This window comes from Romboutsia sp. D33t1_170424_H2 (genome assembly GCF_015669105.1).
Taxonomy (GTDB): Bacteria; Bacillota; Clostridia; order Peptostreptococcales; family Peptostreptococcaceae; genus Romboutsia_C; species Romboutsia_C hominis.
This window is the reverse complement of the sequence record NZ_JADOZQ010000018.1, coordinates 1-18,947: the sequence shown is the minus strand read 5'-3', so window position 1 is coordinate 18,947 and position 18,947 is coordinate 1. Positions and strand designations below refer to the sequence as shown.

At 27.9% G+C, this 18,947-nt stretch carries 15 protein-coding genes; all 15 read left to right on the top strand.

Features of this window, described 5'->3' with window-relative positions:
- Positions 1–89 precede the first annotated feature (89 nt).
- Positions 90–530: an NfeD family protein gene (locus I4U66_RS13430; protein WP_092923064.1), complete on the top strand. Its 441-nt coding sequence runs from the start codon at positions 90–92 to the stop codon at positions 528–530.
- A 41-nt stretch (positions 531–571) separates the two neighbouring features.
- Complete coding sequence (locus I4U66_RS13425; RefSeq protein ID WP_092923296.1) at positions 572–1,564, top strand: SPFH domain-containing protein; 993 nt, start codon at positions 572–574, stop codon at positions 1,562–1,564.
- A 387-nt stretch (positions 1,565–1,951) separates the two neighbouring features.
- Entirely contained in the window at positions 1,952–3,955 is a 2,004-nt protein-coding gene (gene glgB / locus I4U66_RS13420; RefSeq protein ID WP_195581849.1) for a 1,4-alpha-glucan branching protein GlgB, read from the top strand.
- Positions 3,956–3,972: 17 nt separating this feature from the next.
- Entirely contained in the window at positions 3,973–5,124 is a 1,152-nt protein-coding gene (locus tag I4U66_RS13415; protein ID WP_166504843.1) for a glucose-1-phosphate adenylyltransferase, read from the top strand.
- Between the two features lie 2 nt (positions 5,125–5,126).
- Positions 5,127–6,257, top strand: a complete 1,131-nt coding sequence (gene glgD, locus I4U66_RS13410) for a glucose-1-phosphate adenylyltransferase subunit GlgD (RefSeq protein ID WP_195581851.1) — start codon at positions 5,127–5,129, stop codon at positions 6,255–6,257.
- A 19-nt stretch (positions 6,258–6,276) separates the two neighbouring features.
- On the top strand, positions 6,277–7,719 hold the full coding sequence (gene glgA / locus I4U66_RS13405) for a glycogen synthase GlgA (protein WP_092923073.1): 1,443 nt from the start codon (positions 6,277–6,279) through the stop codon (positions 7,717–7,719).
- Between the two features lie 12 nt (positions 7,720–7,731).
- A complete protein-coding gene (locus I4U66_RS13400; RefSeq protein WP_092923076.1) occupies positions 7,732–10,152 on the top strand; it encodes a glycogen/starch/alpha-glucan phosphorylase in 2,421 nt (806 codons plus the stop codon).
- Between the two features lie 4 nt (positions 10,153–10,156).
- A complete protein-coding gene (locus I4U66_RS13395; RefSeq protein WP_092923079.1) occupies positions 10,157–11,998 on the top strand; it encodes a glycoside hydrolase family 13 protein in 1,842 nt (613 codons plus the stop codon).
- A gap of 88 nt (positions 11,999–12,086) precedes the next feature.
- Positions 12,087–12,494: a single-stranded DNA-binding protein gene (locus I4U66_RS13390; protein WP_195929213.1), complete on the top strand. Its 408-nt coding sequence runs from the start codon at positions 12,087–12,089 to the stop codon at positions 12,492–12,494.
- A 400-nt stretch (positions 12,495–12,894) separates the two neighbouring features.
- Positions 12,895–14,163 carry a dicarboxylate/amino acid:cation symporter gene (locus I4U66_RS13385; RefSeq protein ID WP_092923085.1) on the top strand — a complete coding sequence of 423 codons (1,269 nt, stop codon included), beginning with the start codon at positions 12,895–12,897 and terminating at the stop codon, positions 14,161–14,163.
- A gap of 514 nt (positions 14,164–14,677) precedes the next feature.
- Positions 14,678–16,153, top strand: a complete 1,476-nt coding sequence (locus I4U66_RS13380) for an aminotransferase class I/II-fold pyridoxal phosphate-dependent enzyme (protein WP_195929211.1) — start codon at positions 14,678–14,680, stop codon at positions 16,151–16,153.
- 18 nt (positions 16,154–16,171) lie between these two features.
- Positions 16,172–16,585: an adenosylmethionine decarboxylase gene (gene speD / locus I4U66_RS13375; protein WP_195238768.1), complete on the top strand. Its 414-nt coding sequence runs from the start codon at positions 16,172–16,174 to the stop codon at positions 16,583–16,585.
- Positions 16,586–16,739: 154 nt separating this feature from the next.
- Positions 16,740–17,594 (top strand): polyamine aminopropyltransferase, encoded by an 855-nt coding sequence (gene speE, locus I4U66_RS13370; protein ID WP_195238767.1) that lies wholly within the window; start codon positions 16,740–16,742, stop codon positions 17,592–17,594.
- The gene (gene speB / locus I4U66_RS13365) at positions 17,581–18,465 is read left to right on the top strand and encodes an agmatinase (RefSeq protein ID WP_195929209.1); all 885 of its coding nucleotides are present in this window, start codon (positions 17,581–17,583) and stop codon (positions 18,463–18,465) included. Before speE ends, speB begins: the two co-directional genes overlap by 14 nt.
- An 18-nt stretch (positions 18,466–18,483) precedes the next feature.
- Positions 18,484–18,947 (top strand): S-adenosylmethionine synthetase N-terminal domain-containing protein (locus I4U66_RS13360; protein ID WP_271894365.1); only part of this gene is annotated, 464 nt, incomplete at its 3' end.

Genomic DNA, 18,947 nt, shown 5'->3' with positions numbered 1-18,947 from the left:
AATATATTACAGAATTTATAATAAACATAGATATAAATTAAACAATGATATAATACAATTAATATATATTTATATTTAGGAGGGGGTCAATGAAACTAGTATGGTTAGTTGTAGCAATAATATTTGCTATAGCAGAAGCTATGACACCGAGCTTAACGTTAATTTGGTTTAGTTTAGCTGCTGTAATACTTATGTTTTTAAGTAGTTTTATAGAAAGTATAATAGTCCAAGTAATAATATTTGCTGTAATCTCAATAATTCTATTAATAATAGGTACTAGAAAGATAGTTAAAAAAGATAAAACATTTAAGTATAGTACAAATCTTAATGCTGTATTAAATAAAAAAGGCATGGTAACAAAAGATATAAAAGAAAATCAAATGGGATTAGTAGTAGTAGATAATGAAGAATGGAGTGCAATATCTATAGACAATAGTGAGATTTTAAAAGGTGAAGAAGTTAAAGTGATCAAGATAGAGGGAGTTAAGTTAGTTGTAAGTAAACATGATGAAGTATCTATAATTAAATAAAAAGGTATATAAATTATTTAGGAGGATGTATTATGTTTGAAATGATAGGGAATTTAGTAATACCGATACTTATAATAGTAGTAGCAATTGTTATTGCTCTATCTTGTGTAAGAGTGGTAAAACAGTCTAGGGTAGGTATAATAATGAGGCTAGGCAAATTTAGAAAGGTAGCAGACACAGGTGTTCATTTCTTAGTTCCATTTTTAGATCAGATGAGTTATATAATTGATTTGAGAGAAAATGTTGTTGATTTTCCTCCTCAACCAGTTATAACAAAAGATAACGTAACTATGCAAATAGATACAGTTGTTTATTACAAAATAACAGATCCTGTAAGATATGTATTTGAAATAGCAGATGCTATTACAGCTATAGAAAACCTAACTGCTACAACTTTAAGAAACTTAATAGGTGAATTAGATTTAGATGAAACTTTAACGTCAAGAGATGTTATAAATACAAAGATGAGAGCTATATTAGACGAAGCTACTGATAAGTGGGGTATAAAAGTAAACAGGGTAGAGCTTAAAAATATAATGCCACCACATGATATACAAGTAGCAATGGAAAAGCAAATGAGAGCTGAGAGAGAAAGAAGAGAGGCAATACTTCAAGCAGAAGGTAATAAATCAGCTTCAATACTTCAAGCAGAAGGAGAAAAACAATCAGCAATACTTAGAGCAGAAGCTAAGAAAGAAGCTATGATAAGGGAAGCTGAAGGTTTGAAAGAATCATCTATACTAAAAGCACAAGGGGAAGCAGAGGCTGTAAAAGAAATGGCTATAGCTAAGGCACAAGGAGAAGCTGAAGTTATTTTAAAGGTTCAAGAAGCAACAGCTAAAGGATTAAGAGAAGTATTATCAGCTATGAAGGAATCTGATGTGGATGAAAGAATACTAGCTTTAAAATCTATAGAAGCATTAGAAAAGGTTGCCCAAGGAAATGCAACTAAGTTAGTATTACCTTCTGATACAGTAAACTTCTTAGGAACTTTTAAAGGTATAAAAGAAGTCTTAAGTGATGGTAAAAATTAAATTTATTAATTAAGAATAAAAAAATACCGCTAGATGCATACTTGCATCAAGTGGTGTTTTTTTATTGCTTAGAAATTATTTAATTTTAGCAAATTTTATTACTTTGTATATAAAATAAATGGATTACTTAGAAAATAACATTGTCAAAAAAATAATTAAACTAATTAACAACAAAATTAAAAAATGTATTTGAAGTTTATCAACAAATTACATAAGTAGAAGATTATACATAATTCTATTAAATAATAGTATAGATATAGAATATTATGTTAGAATTACACATCACATGACTGAATTTTACTATAAGTTATTTGTTAATTATAAGACTTACTGATATATAATTATATACTATACAGGGGAAAATGAGAGAGGATTGAAAATTTATTTATGAAATATAAAGAAGTAACATGTAATAAATCTATTATAGAAAATATAAAAAAATTTAAAAGTGGTGAGTCCTATAATAGCTATAAATTTTTAGGATGCCATATTCGTGATAATATTACTTCATTTACATTGTGGGCTCCAAATGCAAAGCAAGTTTATTTAACCGGGGACTTTAATAATTGGAATCTGTATCAGTATACAATGAACAATCTAAATAATTTAGGATTTTGGCATATATCTTTAGAAAATATAAAAGAAGGTTGTTCTTATAAATACCATATAATAGGAGCTGATGGAAGTAAAAAACTAAAATCAGATCCGTATTCTAGATTCTCAGAGAAAAGGCCAAATACAGCATCTATTGTATATAAAGAAGATGATTATAAATGGAATGATAAAAATTGGAATATACAACGAAAAAAACAAAATACTAATGAAATTCCAATAAATATATATGAGGTACATTTAGGTTCATGGAAAAGAAAATGGGATGGAGAGTTTTTTGATTATAAAGAATTATATGAACTAGTAGACTATGTAAAAGATATGGGATATACCCATATAGAAATTTTACCAATAACAGAACATCCATTAGATGAATCTTGGGGATATCAAACAACAGGTTATTATAGTAGCACAAGTAGATACGGACCACCAGAAGAATTTAAAAAGTTTATAGATAGATGCCATCAAAATCAAATTGGAGTTATATTAGATTTTGCATATAGTCATTTTTGTAAAGATGATCATGGTCTATATAAATTTGATGGGTCGGCTCAATATGAGTATGAAGAACCGTTAAAAGCTGAAAATATAGGATGGGGCACTGCACATTTTGATTTGGGAAAGCCAGAAGTAAAGAGCTTTTTAATATCTAATGCATTATATTGGTTTAAAGAATTTCATATAGATGGTATAAGAGTTGATGCTGTATCAAGCATGCTATACCTAGATTATGATATAGGCCAGTGGAAGCCTAATAAATATGGTGGAAGAGAAAATTTAGAGGCAATAGAATTTATTAAAGAATTCACAAAGATTATTTATGAAAATGTAGACAATCCTTTGATAATAGCAGAAGAATCAACTGCTTGGCCTATGGTTACAGGACCTACCTATAAAGGATCACTAGGTTTTACATATAAATGGAATATGGGATGGATGAACGACACATTAAAATATATGGAAATGGACCCTATATATAGAAAATATCATCACGAGCTTATAACATTTTCTTTTATGTATGCTTTTTCAGAAAATTTTATACTTCCTCTATCTCATGATGAAGTAGTTCATGGAAAGAAATCTCTTTTAGATAAAATGCCTGGAGATGAGTGGAAAAAATTTGCAGGCTTAAGAACTCTATATGCATATTACATGATACATCCAGGAAAAAAATTATTGTTTATGGGAAATGAATTCGCTCAAGATATAGAATGGAGGTATGCATATGGGCTTGAATGGGAATTGTTAGAGCGAGATCAACACAAAAAAATTAAAGAATATGTAAAGAAACTTAATCATTTATATAAAAATGAAAAAGCTTTATATGAAATTGATAATAGTCATAAAGGATTTGATTTTATAGATCCGCATAACAATGAACAAAGCATAGTAGTACTTATGAGAAAAGGTAAAAAAGTAGAAGATTTTATTATAGCTGTAATAAATTTCACACCTATAGTGCATTACGATTATAAAGTTGGAGTACCGTATGAAGGTACATATGAAGAAGTTTTCAACTCAGATGATGTAATCTATGGAGGTTCTGGTCAAACAATGAAAGGTTCAGAACTTTTCTCAATAAATTCAAAATGGCACAACAAAGAACATCACATAAAAATAAAAGTACCACCATTAGGGGCAACCTTTATAAAAGGAAAAAATCTTAAAAAAATTAAATATGAGATGGATAAGGGGAAAAAGATATTAATCGGTGGGTTAAGTCAAGATATAAAACGTATAAATAATAGCAAGATATTAGTAAAAAAGAAAAAATTATAAATTAGGGGGAAAAGCCATTGAAAAAAGATATTTTAGCTATGATTTTAGCAGGGGGACAAGGATCAAGATTAGGAGTGTTTACAAAAAGAATTGCAAAACCTGCAGTTTCTTTTGGTGGAAAATATAGAATAATAGATTTTGTATTAAGTAATTGTACAAATTCAGGAATAGATACTGTTGGAGTTTTGACTCAATATAGACCATTAATACTAAATTCACACATAGGTATAGGTAGTCATTGGGACTTAGATAGAATAAATGGAGGAGTATATATATTGCCTCCATATATGAATGAGAAAGAAGGAAGTTGGTATAGAGGAACAGCTCATGCAATACATCAAAATATGAGCTTTATAGATGATTATAATCCAGAATATATACTTATATTATCTGGGGATCACATATATAAAATGGACTACAACAAAATGTTAAATTATCATATCGAAAAGAAATCAAAAGCCACAATAGCTGTAATAGAAGTGGGGTGGGATGAGGCATCTAGATTTGGAATAATGAATACTAAAGAAGATGGAAGTATATATGAATTTGAAGAAAAACCTAAAAATCCAAAAAGTAACTTAGCATCTATGGGTGTATATATATTTGAATGGAAGATGTTAAGAAAATACTTTATAAAATCAGAGAAAGAAAATTTAAACTATGATGATTTTGGCAAAGATTTAATACCAAAAATGTTAGAGGATAAAGTAGATATGTTTGCATATCCATTTAAAGGATATTGGAGAGATGTAGGTACTATAGAAAGTTTATGGGAAGCTAATATGGACCTTATAAGATCAAAAGAGGTATTAAATTTACAAGATCCAAAATGGAAAATATATACTAATACAATGGCAATGCCACCGCAATATATTGGTAAAAATTCTAACATAAATGAATCATTAGTAGCTGATGGGTGTGTTGTGCTAGGAGATGTTAAGAGTTCTGTATTATCCCATGGCGTTACTATAGGTGAAAATAGCAATATATCAGACTCTGTGATAATGCCAAATGTCACAATAGGAAAGAATGTGGTTATAGAAAAAGCTATGATAGGTGAAGGTGCAGTAATAAAAGATAATGTAATTATAAGAGAATGTGAAAAGATAAATGTTATTTCTGAGTATGATATTGTTGATGAAGAGCTAATTTCAGAAGGGGTGATGTAATAATGAGAAATAAATGTATGGGGATAATAAATTTAAATAAAAAGGGAGATCCAAATATAAGTAAATTAAATTATGCTAGACCAATAGCATCTACACCTATTGGTGGAAGATATAGAATTATAGATTTCACTTTATCTAATATGGTAAATTCAGGCATAACAAATATAGGTATATTTGCGAAAGAAAAATATAGGTCTTTGACAGATCACATAGATAGTGGAAAAGACTGGGATTTAAGTAGAAAGAAAGGTGGATTATCTATATTTAGTCCAGAACATACGGAACATCAAAATATGTATCCGTATAGAGATGGAGATATATATAATTTATTATGTAATATAGAGTATATTAAAAGAAGTGAAGAGGATTATGTATTAGTTTCTCCAGGTTACATGATATGTAATATCGATTATTTAGAGGTTTTAAAGTATCACAAAGAATCTAATAATTATATAACGCTTATATATAAAGAAATTGACAATGCAAGAGAAGATTTTAAAGGCAATATAACATTAACCTTAAATGATAATAATGATGTATTAAATATGGGTACTAATATAGGGGCATTTAATAAGGCTAATATATACATGGAAATGTATATTATGAAAAGATTAGATTTTATACATATAATAGAGAACCTAACAAATACAGGAGATTTCATGTATTTAGAAGATTATATATTTGATGTGGTAAAACATAAAAAAGTAGGGGGATTTAAATATGCTGGATATCTAAAATGTGTAAAATCTGTAAAATCATATTTTGAAACAAGCAAGGACTTATTAGATATAAATATAGCTAAGGAATTGCTTTATTCAGATAGAAAAATATTAACTAAGGAAAAAAATGAAGCTCCAACTATATATACTGATAGTGCTAATGTAGAAAATTCTTTTATTGCAAGTGGATGCTTAATTGAAGGAAATGTAAAAAATAGTATTATATTTAGAAAAGTTCATATAGAAAAAGGTGTTAATATAGAAAATTCTATAATAATGCAAAATTGTGTCATAGGGGAGAATAGTAAATTAGAAAATGTGATATTTGATAAAAACATAGTTTTATCAAAAGGTAGAGAATTAAAAGGTGATGAAAATTATCCTATAGTTATAGAAAAGAATATAAGTATCTAATTTAAGGGGGAAGTAGTTAGTGAAAGTTCTTTATGTTACGTCAGAATGTTGGCCATTTGCAAAAACAGGGGGATTAGGAGATGTATCCTATGCCCTTCCAAAAGCATTAAAAAAAGAAGGGGTAGACATTAGAGTAATACTACCTAAGTATTCAACTATACCTAATTATCTGAAAGAGAAATTAAAAGAGGTAGCAGTATTTAATGTAGAAGTTGGATGGAGAAATCAATACTGTGGACTTTTAGAAATGGAGCTAGATGGAATTAAATTTTATTTCATAGACAATGAATACTATTTTAAACGTGAAGGTGAAATTGCATACTTATATGGATATGATGATGATGCAGAAAGATATACTTTCTTTAGCAATGCGGTACTAGAATCTATGTCTATAATTGATTTTTACCCAGATGTAATTCATATGAACGATTGGCATACTGGAATGATACCATTAATATTAAAAGAAAAATATAGTCATTTAGAAAAATATAGAAATATCAAAACTATATATACTATCCATAATCTTCAATACCAAGGTGTATTTTCAAATAAAGTATTACCAGATGTATTAGGACTTCCACAATCCTATTTAGATAATGGGGATGTAGAATATTACGGTGGAGTTAACTTTATGAAGGCGGGAATAGTATTTAGTGATAAAGTTACTACTGTGAGTCCAACTTACTCAAGTGAAATACAAACAAAGTACTATGGATATGGCTTAGATGGATTGCTTTTATCAAATAATCACAAATTAAAAGGTATACTTAATGGAATAGATTATGACTTAAATAATCCTTCAACAGATAATGAATTATTTTTTAGATACGATATAAATAGCATAGATAATAAGGTAAAAAATAAATTAAGACTACAGGAAATATTAGGTCTTGAGGTAAATGAAGAGATACCTCTTATAGGTATAGTATCAAGATTAGTATCACAAAAAGGTTTTGATTTAATATCTTATATTATGCCTGAAATACTTAGGGAAAAACTTCAAATAGTGGTACTAGGAACAGGAGAACATCAATATCAATCTATGTTTAATTACTATGATTCAAAATATCCTAAAAAAGTTTCAGCTAGAATAATATTTAATAGCTCTCTTGCTCAACAAATATATGCAGGAAGTGATATGTTTTTAATGCCATCTTTATTTGAACCTTGTGGTATAGGTCAAATGTTAGCTATGAGATATGGAACATTACCGATAGTTAGGGAAACTGGGGGACTTAAGGATACAGTTAATCCATATAATAAATATACTGGAGAAGGAAATGGATTTAGTTTTAAAAACTATAATGCACATGAAATGCTTTTTTGTATACAAGAGGCTGTAAGAACTTATAATGATAAAGAAAAATGGAGAAGGTTAGTTATAAATGCAATGAATACCGATAGTAGCTGGGAAAAGTCAGCTAAAGAGTATATAAAGACTTATAAAGATACTCAGAATTAAAGGGGAGATTCTATGGTCAGAATTACAAAACAAGAATTTAAAGAAATGTTTAATTCAAAAATATATAGCATCTATGCACACTCTATAAATGAAGCTACAAATGAACAACTTCAAATAGTTTTAAGCAGCGTTATAAAAGATATAATAGCTAAGTATTGGGTAGATAATAGACTTAGTACTAACAAAGAAGTTTATTATTTTAGTATAGAGTTTTTAATAGGTAGACAATTAAAATCCAATTTATTAAATTTACAAATAGAAGAAGTGATAAAAGAAGGTCTAGAGGATATGGGAATAGATTTAGATGATTTAATATGTGCAGAAAAAGATCCAGCTTTAGGAAATGGTGGTCTTGGAAGGTTAGCAGCTTGTTTTCTAGACTCAATGGCATCGCTTAATATAAGTGGTCATGGATACGGTATAAGATATAAGTATGGTTTATTTGAGCAAAAATTTATTAATGGATATCAAGTAGAAGTACCTGATAACTGGCTTTTACATGAACAATACTCTTGGGAAAGTATTAGACCAAATAAAGCTGTAGTTGTTAAATTTGGTGGAGAGGTTTATTTAGAAGAAGACAATGGAAGACTTAAAGCAAAACATCATGGTTATATACCAGTTATGGCTATGCCATATGACATACCAATAATAGGATATGATAATGATTGCATAAATACATTAAGATTATTTAAAGCAGAAATCTTAAATAGAGATTTTGGAATTAATACATTATATGCAAATACTTTTACTGGTAGCTATGAGCAAGCCTTAAAATATAAATACTACACAGAAGAAATATCTCAAGTTTTATATCCAAACGACTCAAATCATGCAGGAAAACTTTTAAGATTAAAGCAAGAATACTTTTTAGTAAGTTCAGGAATACAAGATATAATAAATAAATATAGAAAAAATAAGTTTGATATACTAGATTTTCCAAAACATATAGCAATTCATATAAATGATACACATCCAACATTATGCATACCAGAACTTATGAGAATTTTACTAGATGAAGAGGGATTATCTTGGGAAGAAGCTTTTGATATAACAAAAAATACTATATCCTATACGAATCATACAATAATGGCAGAAGCTATGGAAAAATGGCCTGTAGATATGATGAAAGAGCTATTACCTAGAATTTATATGATAATAGAAGAAATAAATAAGAGATATGTAGAATATCTGAATCATAAGTATAATGATAATGAAAAAATAAGAAGAATGAGTATAATATGTGATAATAACATAAACATGGCTAATCTATCTATAATAGGGAGTTATAGTGTAAATGGAGTTGCAAAGCTTCATACAGAAATATTAAAGAAAGAAGTTCTAAGTGATTTTTATGAAGATGATCCAGGTAAATTTAACAATAAGACTAATGGCATAGCTCATAGAAGATGGCTTATAAGTTGTAACGAAGACCTTAGCAACTTGATAACAGAGCATATAGGTAATATATGGAAAAAAGATACAGAAGAATTAAAAAGGTTAGAAGATTATAAAGAAAACAGAAATTTTTTAAAGAAATTAGAGTGTATTAAGATAAAAAATAAAACTAAACTTGCTAATTTTATAGCTGAAGAATATGGTATATGCATAAATCCAGAATCAATCTATGATGTACAAATAAAAAGATTACATGCGTATAAGAGACAGCTATTAAATGTACTTCATATTTTACACTTATATCATGAGTTATTAGAAAATCCAGAACTTGACATTGTACCAAGAACATTTATATTTGGTGCAAAGGCAGCACCAGGATATCACTTGGCTAAATGTATAATAAAGTTGATAAACTCTGTGGCTGAAAAAATAAATAATGATAAAAGCATAAATAACAAGATAAAAGTAGTATTTATAGAGAATTACGGCGTGTCTTTAGCTGAAAAAATAATTCCATCAACAGATGTTAGTGAGCAAATATCAACAGCTACAAAAGAAGCATCAGGAACTGGAAATATGAAATTTATGATGAATGGGGCAATAACTTTAGCAACATTAGATGGTGCAAATGTAGAGATATATGATCAAGTAGGTGAAGAAAATATCGTTATATTTGGACTTAAAGCATCTCAAGTATTAAATTACAATAAATATGGAGGATACTCATCTTTAGATCTATATAACTCTAATTTTAAAATAAAGCGAGTTGTAGACGATCTGGTAAATGGATTTATTCCAAATATATCAAAAGAAGGTAGGGTTATATATGATTCATTAATAACATATAATGATGAATATTTTGTACTAAGAGATTTTGAAAATTATATAGAGGCCCAAAGCAAGATAGATACTTTATATAGGGATAAAGAAAAGTGGAGTAAAATGTGTCTAATTAATATAGCTAATTCAGGTATTTTCTCTAGTGATAGAACTATATCTGAATATGCAAAAGACATTTGGTTTAGGGGGTGCTAGATAAATGGGAAATATAATAACTTATAATTCCTGGGAAGATAAAGCTCCTTTTGGTGCTTTAAAATTAAACCAAGAGTTTAGAATAACAGTTAAAGTTAATGAAAATTATAATGTAAAAGACATTTCCTGGGTAATTTTAAAGGAAGATGTAGAAATAGATAAAATAAGTTTGATAAAAGAGAATAAAAAATACTATAATGGTGAATTTAGTGGATTTAATGAAATAGGTTTATATTTTTATTACTTTAAAGTAGAAGTTGAAATAGAAGGAGAAATTAAAGTAATATACTATGGAAAAAATATAGAAGATGGAAGTTGTATAGAATACCAATATAATAATATAAACAAATATCAAATAACAGTATATGATGAGTATAATGCACCTACTTGGTATAAAGAAGGGATATTATATCATATATTTATAGATAGATTTAATAATGGGAATAGAAATAAGAAGATTAATAATCCAAAGAAAAATAGCTTTTTATATGGCACTTGGGATGATGCCCCTATGTATATAAAAGATGAACAAGGAGATATAATAAGATGGGATTTCCATGGTGGAAATCTAAAAGGAATAATTGATAAATTAGGATATCTTAAAAAACTGGGTGTAAGTATTATATACCTAAGCCCAGTTTTTGAGGCATCTAGTAATCACAAGTATGATACAGGAGACTACAAAAAGATTGATTCCATGTTTGGAGATGAAGAAATATTTAAGGAATTAATTGATAAAGCTAAAAGCAAGGGAATAAATATTATATTAGATGGAGTATTTAGTCATACTGGGGCAGATAGTAAGTACTTTAATAAATATAATAATTACAATGAAGTAGGTGCATACCAATCAAACCATTCAAAATATAGGGATTGGTACAGATTTAAAGAGAATAGCGACGAATATGAGTCTTGGTGGGGAGTAAAGGATCTTCCAAATGTTAATGAGCTTAATGAAACTTATATGAATTATATAATAAATGATGATGATAGTGTTATAAATAAATGGACCAGTATGGGTGTTAAAGGTTGGAGATTAGATGTATGTGATGAGTTACCATCGGAATTTATAAAAGAATTTAAGTTAAAACTTAAGAATATAGATAGTGAAGCTGTTTTAGTAGGAGAAGTATGGGAAGATGCATCTAATAAAATTAGTTACAATAAAAGAAGGGGATATCTTTTAGGTAAAGAACTTGATTCTGTAATGGGATATCCATTTAGAAAAAATATATTAGAATTTCTTAAAGGAGTAATTTCATCAAATCAACTTAATAATAAATTTTTAGAAATAAAGGAAAATTATCCAAAGGAAGCCTTTAAGTCTAATTTAAACCTATTAGGGAGCCATGATGTCACAAGAATTAAAACAGAACTTAACGAAGATAATAAATTATTAAAGATTGCAGTAGCAATACAAATGACCTTTGAAGGAGTTCCATATATATATTATGGAGATGAAGCAGGACTTTGTGGAAAAACAGATCCAGATAACAGAAGAACCTATCCTTGGAAGCATGAGGATAAGAATATGATTGAGTTTTACAAAAGCCTTACAATTATAAGAAATAAATATAAAGCTTTATTACGAGGGGAAACTGAGTTTATAAACACGAAAAATGATGCTGTATTTTCATATATAAGATATACAAGTGATGAAAAAATATTAATTATAATAAATAAATCAGACAATGAAGAATGTATAGAGCTAAACTTAGGAAAAGAGGCAAGAGGGATAGATTTAATTAAAGATATCCAGGTAGAATTAAACTTAATTGAAAAAGAAGCTGATACAATAAATTTAATTATTCCTCCTAAAGATTTTAAAATAATTAATATAAAATAATAATATTTCTATATAAATATAAAAATGTATAAATATACCATTATGTGTATATAATTCAACTAAAATACGTAAAAAAGGAAGAGAAGCTATGAATAATGTTATTTTAGTTGGAAGATTAACTCAAAATCCAGAAATTGAATATATAGGTCAAAGATCAAAATCCAAATTTACAATAGCAATTAGTAGAAATTATACCAATAAAGAAGGAGTACGAGATGTAGATTTTATACCGGTAGAGATTTGGGGTAGACAAGCAGAAATATTTTGTAAATATGTATTCAAAGGAAGAAGAATTGGTATAGAAGGTCAAATTAGAGTTAAAAAATATAAGACAAAAGATGGAGTAAATAAAACATATACTAATGTACTTGCAAGTAGTTTTAAATTTTTAGATAACAAAAAGAATGATCCTACACAAGGATACTTTGTTTCAAATGACATATTTGAAAAAGAAAACTCTAAAGGAGAGACTATCGAGGAAATATTACCTTTTTAACTATGTAAAAATATAAATTTATAACTAAAAATAATTAAAAATTAAAAATTTTTCTAAAAAATAGAATAAGGGTTTATAAACCCTTATTCTATTTTTTGTTTAATTTATAAAATAAAATTTTAAAATATAGGATGAAATAATAAGTAAAAATTAAAAGATACTTAATAAAAAAATATCTACTATATAAAATAACGAATTTGAATTGTGTAACCAAATAAAATAAAGTTAATTTAAAAAATATAGGTTTAATATATATATATGAGATAAAATAACTTTAAAAAAATAAAAAAAATAATGTCATAATCAAATGGTACTTTAATTTTTAATGTACAATTGGACGGAAATTGTGTATAATAAGCATATAGAAAGTTAAAAAAGTTCGAGAGGAAGGAAATTTTAAATGAAGAAAAAACTTACATTAACTAGTAAAATCTTATTAGGATTATTACTTGGATTTATATTCGGATTAATAGTAAAACAATTACCAACAGGATTTATAAAAGATACATTATTATTAAATGGGATACTTAAAGTATTTGGAAATGGGTTTACAAGTGCTATAAAGATGATGGTGGTTCCTTTAGTATTTGTATCATTAATATGCGGTATAGCATCTATGGGAGATGTAAAGAAGTTAGGTAGAATTGGTGGAAAGACAATGCTATTTTACCTAGGAACAACAGCAATAGCTATAATAGTTTCTCTTATATTAGGAAACGTATTAAAGCCAGGTAGCGGTATAAGCATGGGAGCTGTAGAAATGGGGTCAGTAGCAATAGGAGAAAGTAAGTCAATAACAGATATTATATTAAATATAATACCAAGCAACCCAATACAAGCTTTAGCCAGTGGTGAAATGTTACAAGTTATATTCTTTGCAGTGCTTATAGGTATATCTATAAGTGTGGTGGGTAAAAAAGCAGAGCCTATAAAGGTTTTATTTGAAAGTGCTAATGAAGTATGTATGAAAATGGTCAATATAATAATGTTATTTGCCCCATATGGTGTATTTGCTCTAGTTGCTAATACTTTTGCAACAGTAGGAACTGATGCTATGATAGGTCTTATGAAGTATGTATTAGTAGTATTACTTGGATTATTGGTTCATGTAGTAGTTGTATATGGAGGATTATTTAAATTATTTACTAGACAAAAGATAAAACCATTTTTAAAGAAATTTACACAAGTAGCAGTAGTTACATTCTCAACAGCATCAAGTAATGCATCTGTACCAGTTAGTTTAGAGATAATGGAAGAACTAGGTGTAGGAAAGTCAACAAGATCGTTTACAATACCTATGGGAGCTACAATAAATATGGATGGAACAGCTATAATGCAAGGTATAGCAGCATTATTCATAGCTCAAATATACGGTATTGATTTAGGAATGAATGATATGATAACTATAGTATTAACAGCAACTCTTGCATCTATAGGTACAGCAGGTGTACCAGGTGTTGGTATGATAATGCTATCTATGGTTTTACAATCAGTAGGACTTCCACTTGAAGGAATAGGTTTAATAATGGGAGTTGAAAGAATAATAGATATGTTTAGAACTACTGTAAATGTTATGGGAGATAATGTATGTACTCTTGTAGTAGCAAATAGTGAAAAGGATATAGATTTAGAAAAGTACAATAAAGAATCTGAGAAGTTAGTAGCTTAATATAAATATACACTAAATAAATAAAGAGGCGAATAATAAATTTATTATTCGCCTCTTTATTTATTTTTTATTAATTAATACCATAGAAGGAATGGATAATGTTACGTTAATGCTTATATACTGAAATTGAATTTTTTTATAGAAATGTATATAAATAGAAAAATATTAAATACTATATATTTTGAAAAAAGTTTAGTTATTATATACTTAAATATTAAAAAAAATAAACTTGAAGTATTGATAAAACAAATAAAAAATTAAAAAAGTAAAAAACTAAAACTTTTAAAAATTTACTAATACTAAACTATAAAAAAATTAATATTAACAATAAGGATTAAAAATGCATATATGTATTGTAAATACTAGGATATAAAAAAATAAAAAAGTCTTGATAAAAAATAAAAAAGTTAATATAATAAATGGTGTCAGTTTAATAAAGGTAAATTTTAAGTGTAAAAATAATAATCTTAAATAAAAAAATAATTGAATAGAAATATAGAAAGGAGGTTGGCATATGGAAATTAATGTTGAAAAATGCGTTAAGGATTACCAAAAGGCTCCATTATTAAATTCATTAAAAGATTATTCAAAAATGGATATAGCATGTTTTGATGTACCAGGCCATGTAAGAGCACAAGGTGTAGAAGTACTTAATAATTATTTCGGAGAAGATATTATGAAAATGGATATAAATTCATCTCCACTTATGGATAATGTATCTAACCCAAGAACTATTATAAAAGATGCTCAAAGTATGCTTGCTAAAGCTTACGGTGCAGATGAAGCGTTTTTTATAACCAATGGTACCACGGGTGCTATACATATAATGATTTTAAGTACCATAAATCAAGGGGATAAGATACTTATTCCAAGAAATATCCATAAATCAGTTATAAATGCACTTATACTTTCTGGAGGACACCCAATTTTTATACAGCCAGAGTTTGATAATTCATTAGGGATTAGCTTAAATGTTAGTTTAAATTGTATAAAGGATGCATTAGATAAAGACAAAGATATAAAAGCAGTATTTTTGCTAAATCCAACATACTATGGAGCATGCTCAGATATAGAAGAAATAGTGAAATTATGTCACAGTAAAGGCGTATTAGTATTAGTAGATGAAGCTCATGGTGCTCATTTTAATTTTAATAATGATTTACCAATTTCAGCAATGAATGCAAAGGCTGATATGTCTGCAGTAAGTATTCATAAAACTGGAGGAGCACTGACGCAAGCTTCAGCACTTTTAGTAAATAGCAAAAATATAGATGTGAATAGAGTACAACAAACTATAAATATGATTCAATCCACATCAGCGTCATACTTATTAATGGCGAGTATTGATGGGGCTAGATTAAATCTAGAAACTAATGGAGAGTCACAATTATCAAAAGCACTAAATTTATCTAGATATGCAAAATGTAAGATAAATAAAATAAAGGGTATTAAGATAATTTCTACAGAAATGCTAGAAAATAATGGTGTAGAGTCAATAGATGAGACTAAACTTTGTATAAATGTTAGAGGGTTGGGTTTAACAGGATTTGAAGTTTATGATTTATTGTATAAAAATTATAAGGTTCAAGTTGAACTAGGGGATATTTATAATATACTAGCACTAATATCAATAGGAACAACAAAGTCAGATATAGATAAGCTTATAAAATCTTTAGATTCTATTTCAAAATCTAACATGTCAAATGAAAAAATTAAATATATAGACATTAAGCAAATAAACCCTATTATAAAACTTAAACCTAGAGATGCTTTTTATAAAAATAAGGAAAGTGTAATTTTGGAAGAAAGTATAAATAGAGTTTGTGGAGAATCTATAATGGCTTATCCACCAGGAATACCAATAATAGCTCCAGGAGAGATTGTAACTAAAGAAATAATAGAATATATAAAAACTCTAAAAGCAAATAATGCGTACTTAACAGACATGAAAGATAAAAGTTTAAATACTATAGTAGTTATAAAAGATTAAAATAGGAGAGTGATATTGATGAAGTTTGAGACACTTGGACGTCATATATTAGTAGAATATTACAATTGTGATGAGGAAATACTTAGAGACCCTAAACTTATAGAAAAGTTTATGAATGAATCAGCATTAAATGCAAAAGCAACAATAGTAGATTCTGTTTTCCATCATTTTAACCCATGGGGAGTATCAGGAGCAGTTATAATAGCTGAATCTCATTTAACAATACACACATGGCCAGAATACGGATATGCAGCAGCAGATTTCTTTACTTGCGGAGATATAGACCCTTGGAAGAGCTTTGAACTATTAGAAGAGCTTTTAAAAGCAGAAAGAAGTGAATCTACAGAAATACCAAGAGGATTAACAGCTAAAATACAAAAATTATCAAAAAAAGATTTAGGTAAAATTACTCATAAACCAGAAGCTATATAAGTAATAAATACCTAAATAAAATAAATAAAATTAAAATAAATTTGAATCTATATTATAACATATAAATAAAAAATACACAAATTAGTCCACAAATAAATATAGGACACATAAATATAAAAATTAAAATAAATTTGAATTATTAGGAGGAACTTTTATGGAACTTTGGTACACAGAGGAATGGACAGATAATGTACGTTTTTCAATAAAAGTAGATAAGCATTTATTTAGTGATAAGTCTGATTTTCAACAGGTAGATGTATTTGAAAGCAAGGAGTTTGGAAAGTTTCTAACATTAGATGGACTTATGATGGTAAATTACAAAGATGAATTTATATACCATGATATGATAGTTCATGTACCTATGGCAACTAATATGAATATTAAAAATGTATTAGTAATAGGTGGAGGAGATGGAGGTACTGTAAGAGAATTGACTCGTTATCCTCAAATAGAAAAAATAGATATGGTTGAAATAGATAAAATGGTTGTGGATGTGTCTAGAAAGTATATAGATATATGTGCATGCAAATTAGATGATGAAAGAGTAAATTTATACTATGAAGATGGTGTAGCGTTTGTCAAAAATTCTAAAGATGCATCTTATGATTTAATAATAGTAGACTCAACTGATCCAATAGGACCAGGAGAAGGATTATTCTCAGTAGATTTCTACAATGATTGCTACAGAATATTAACTACTGAAGGTATACTTGTAAATCAGAATGAAAGTCCATATTTTGATTTTAATGCTAAGGAAATGAAAAGAGCAAATGAAAAAATAAATAAGATATTTCCTATAGCAAAAGTTTATCAAGCTCATATACCAACTTATCCATCAGGACATTGGTTATTTGGATTTGCATCTAAGAAGTTTGATCCAATAAAAGATCAAAATAAAGATGATTGGGAAAAATTAAATTTAAAGACTAAATACTACAATAGTGATATACATAAAGGTGCATTTATGCTACCTCAATACGTTAAGGATATGCTAAATGAAAATAAATAAATTTTCACATATAAGTACATTTATGGGAATGGAAACTTCCTATGAAGATGCAGATGTAGTAGTATTTGGAGCAGGGTTTGATGGAACTACTTCAAATAGACCAGGAACTAGATTTGCAAGTAGTGCTATGAGACCTGAGTTTTATGGACTTGAAACATATAGTCCAATATTAGATTTAGATTTAGAGGATTTTAAAATATGTGATATTGGGGATTTAGAATTAAGTATAGGAAATACAGATAAAGTTTTAGAAGAAATATATATAGGAACTAAAGAAATTGTAAATGATAATAAGGTACCTTTTATGATAGGAGGAGAACATCTAGTTACTCTTCCAGCTTTTAAAGCTGTACATGAAAAATATGATGATGTATTTGTAATTCACTTTGATGCTCATACAGATTTAAGGCAAGAATATAACAACAATGAAAACTCACATGCTACTGTAATAAAAAGAGTATGGGATATAGTTGGAGACAATAGAATATTCCAATTTGGAATAAGATCTGGTACAAAAGAAGAGTTTGAATTTGCTTTAAAAGATAAGCATACCTATATGGAAGTTGAAACTATAAATACTTTTAAAGATATAATAAATAAATTAGATGGAAAAAATATTTATATAACTATTGATTTAGATGTTTTAGATCCATCAATATTCCCTGGAACAGGAACTCCAGAACCGGGTGGAGTAACATATAGAGAATTTAGAGAAATATTTACTATATTAAAGGAATCAAATATAAATATAGTAGGTTTAGATATAGTTGAATTAAGTCCTGACTATGATAGTACGAATGTATCTACAGTTGTGGCTTGTAAAATATTAAGAGAACTTTCTCTTGTAGCAGCGGATAATATAAAAAAATAAACGAAAGGTGAGATGAAAATGGCAAGACATTTATTTACTTCAGAATCAGTAACAGAAGGGCATCCAGATAAAATCTGTGACCAAATATCAGATTCTATACTAGATGCATTATTAGAAAGAGATCCACATGCAAGGGTAGCTTGTGAAACAACAACTACAACTGGATTAGTATTAGTAGCAGGAGAAATAAGTACTAATACATATGTAGATATCCCTAAATTAGTAAGAGAAACAGTAAGAGAAATAGGGTATGATAGAGCTAAATATGGATTTGACTGTGATACTTGTGCAGTAATAACTACAATAGATGAACAATCAGGCGATATAGCTATGGGTGTTGATGAAGCCTTAGAAAATAGAGAAGGTGAAACAACAGAAGATGAAATAGAAAAAGTTGGAGCAGGGGACCAAGGTATAATGTTTGGTTTCGCTTGTAATGAAACAGAAGAGTTAATGCCACTTCCAATATCTTTAGCTCATAA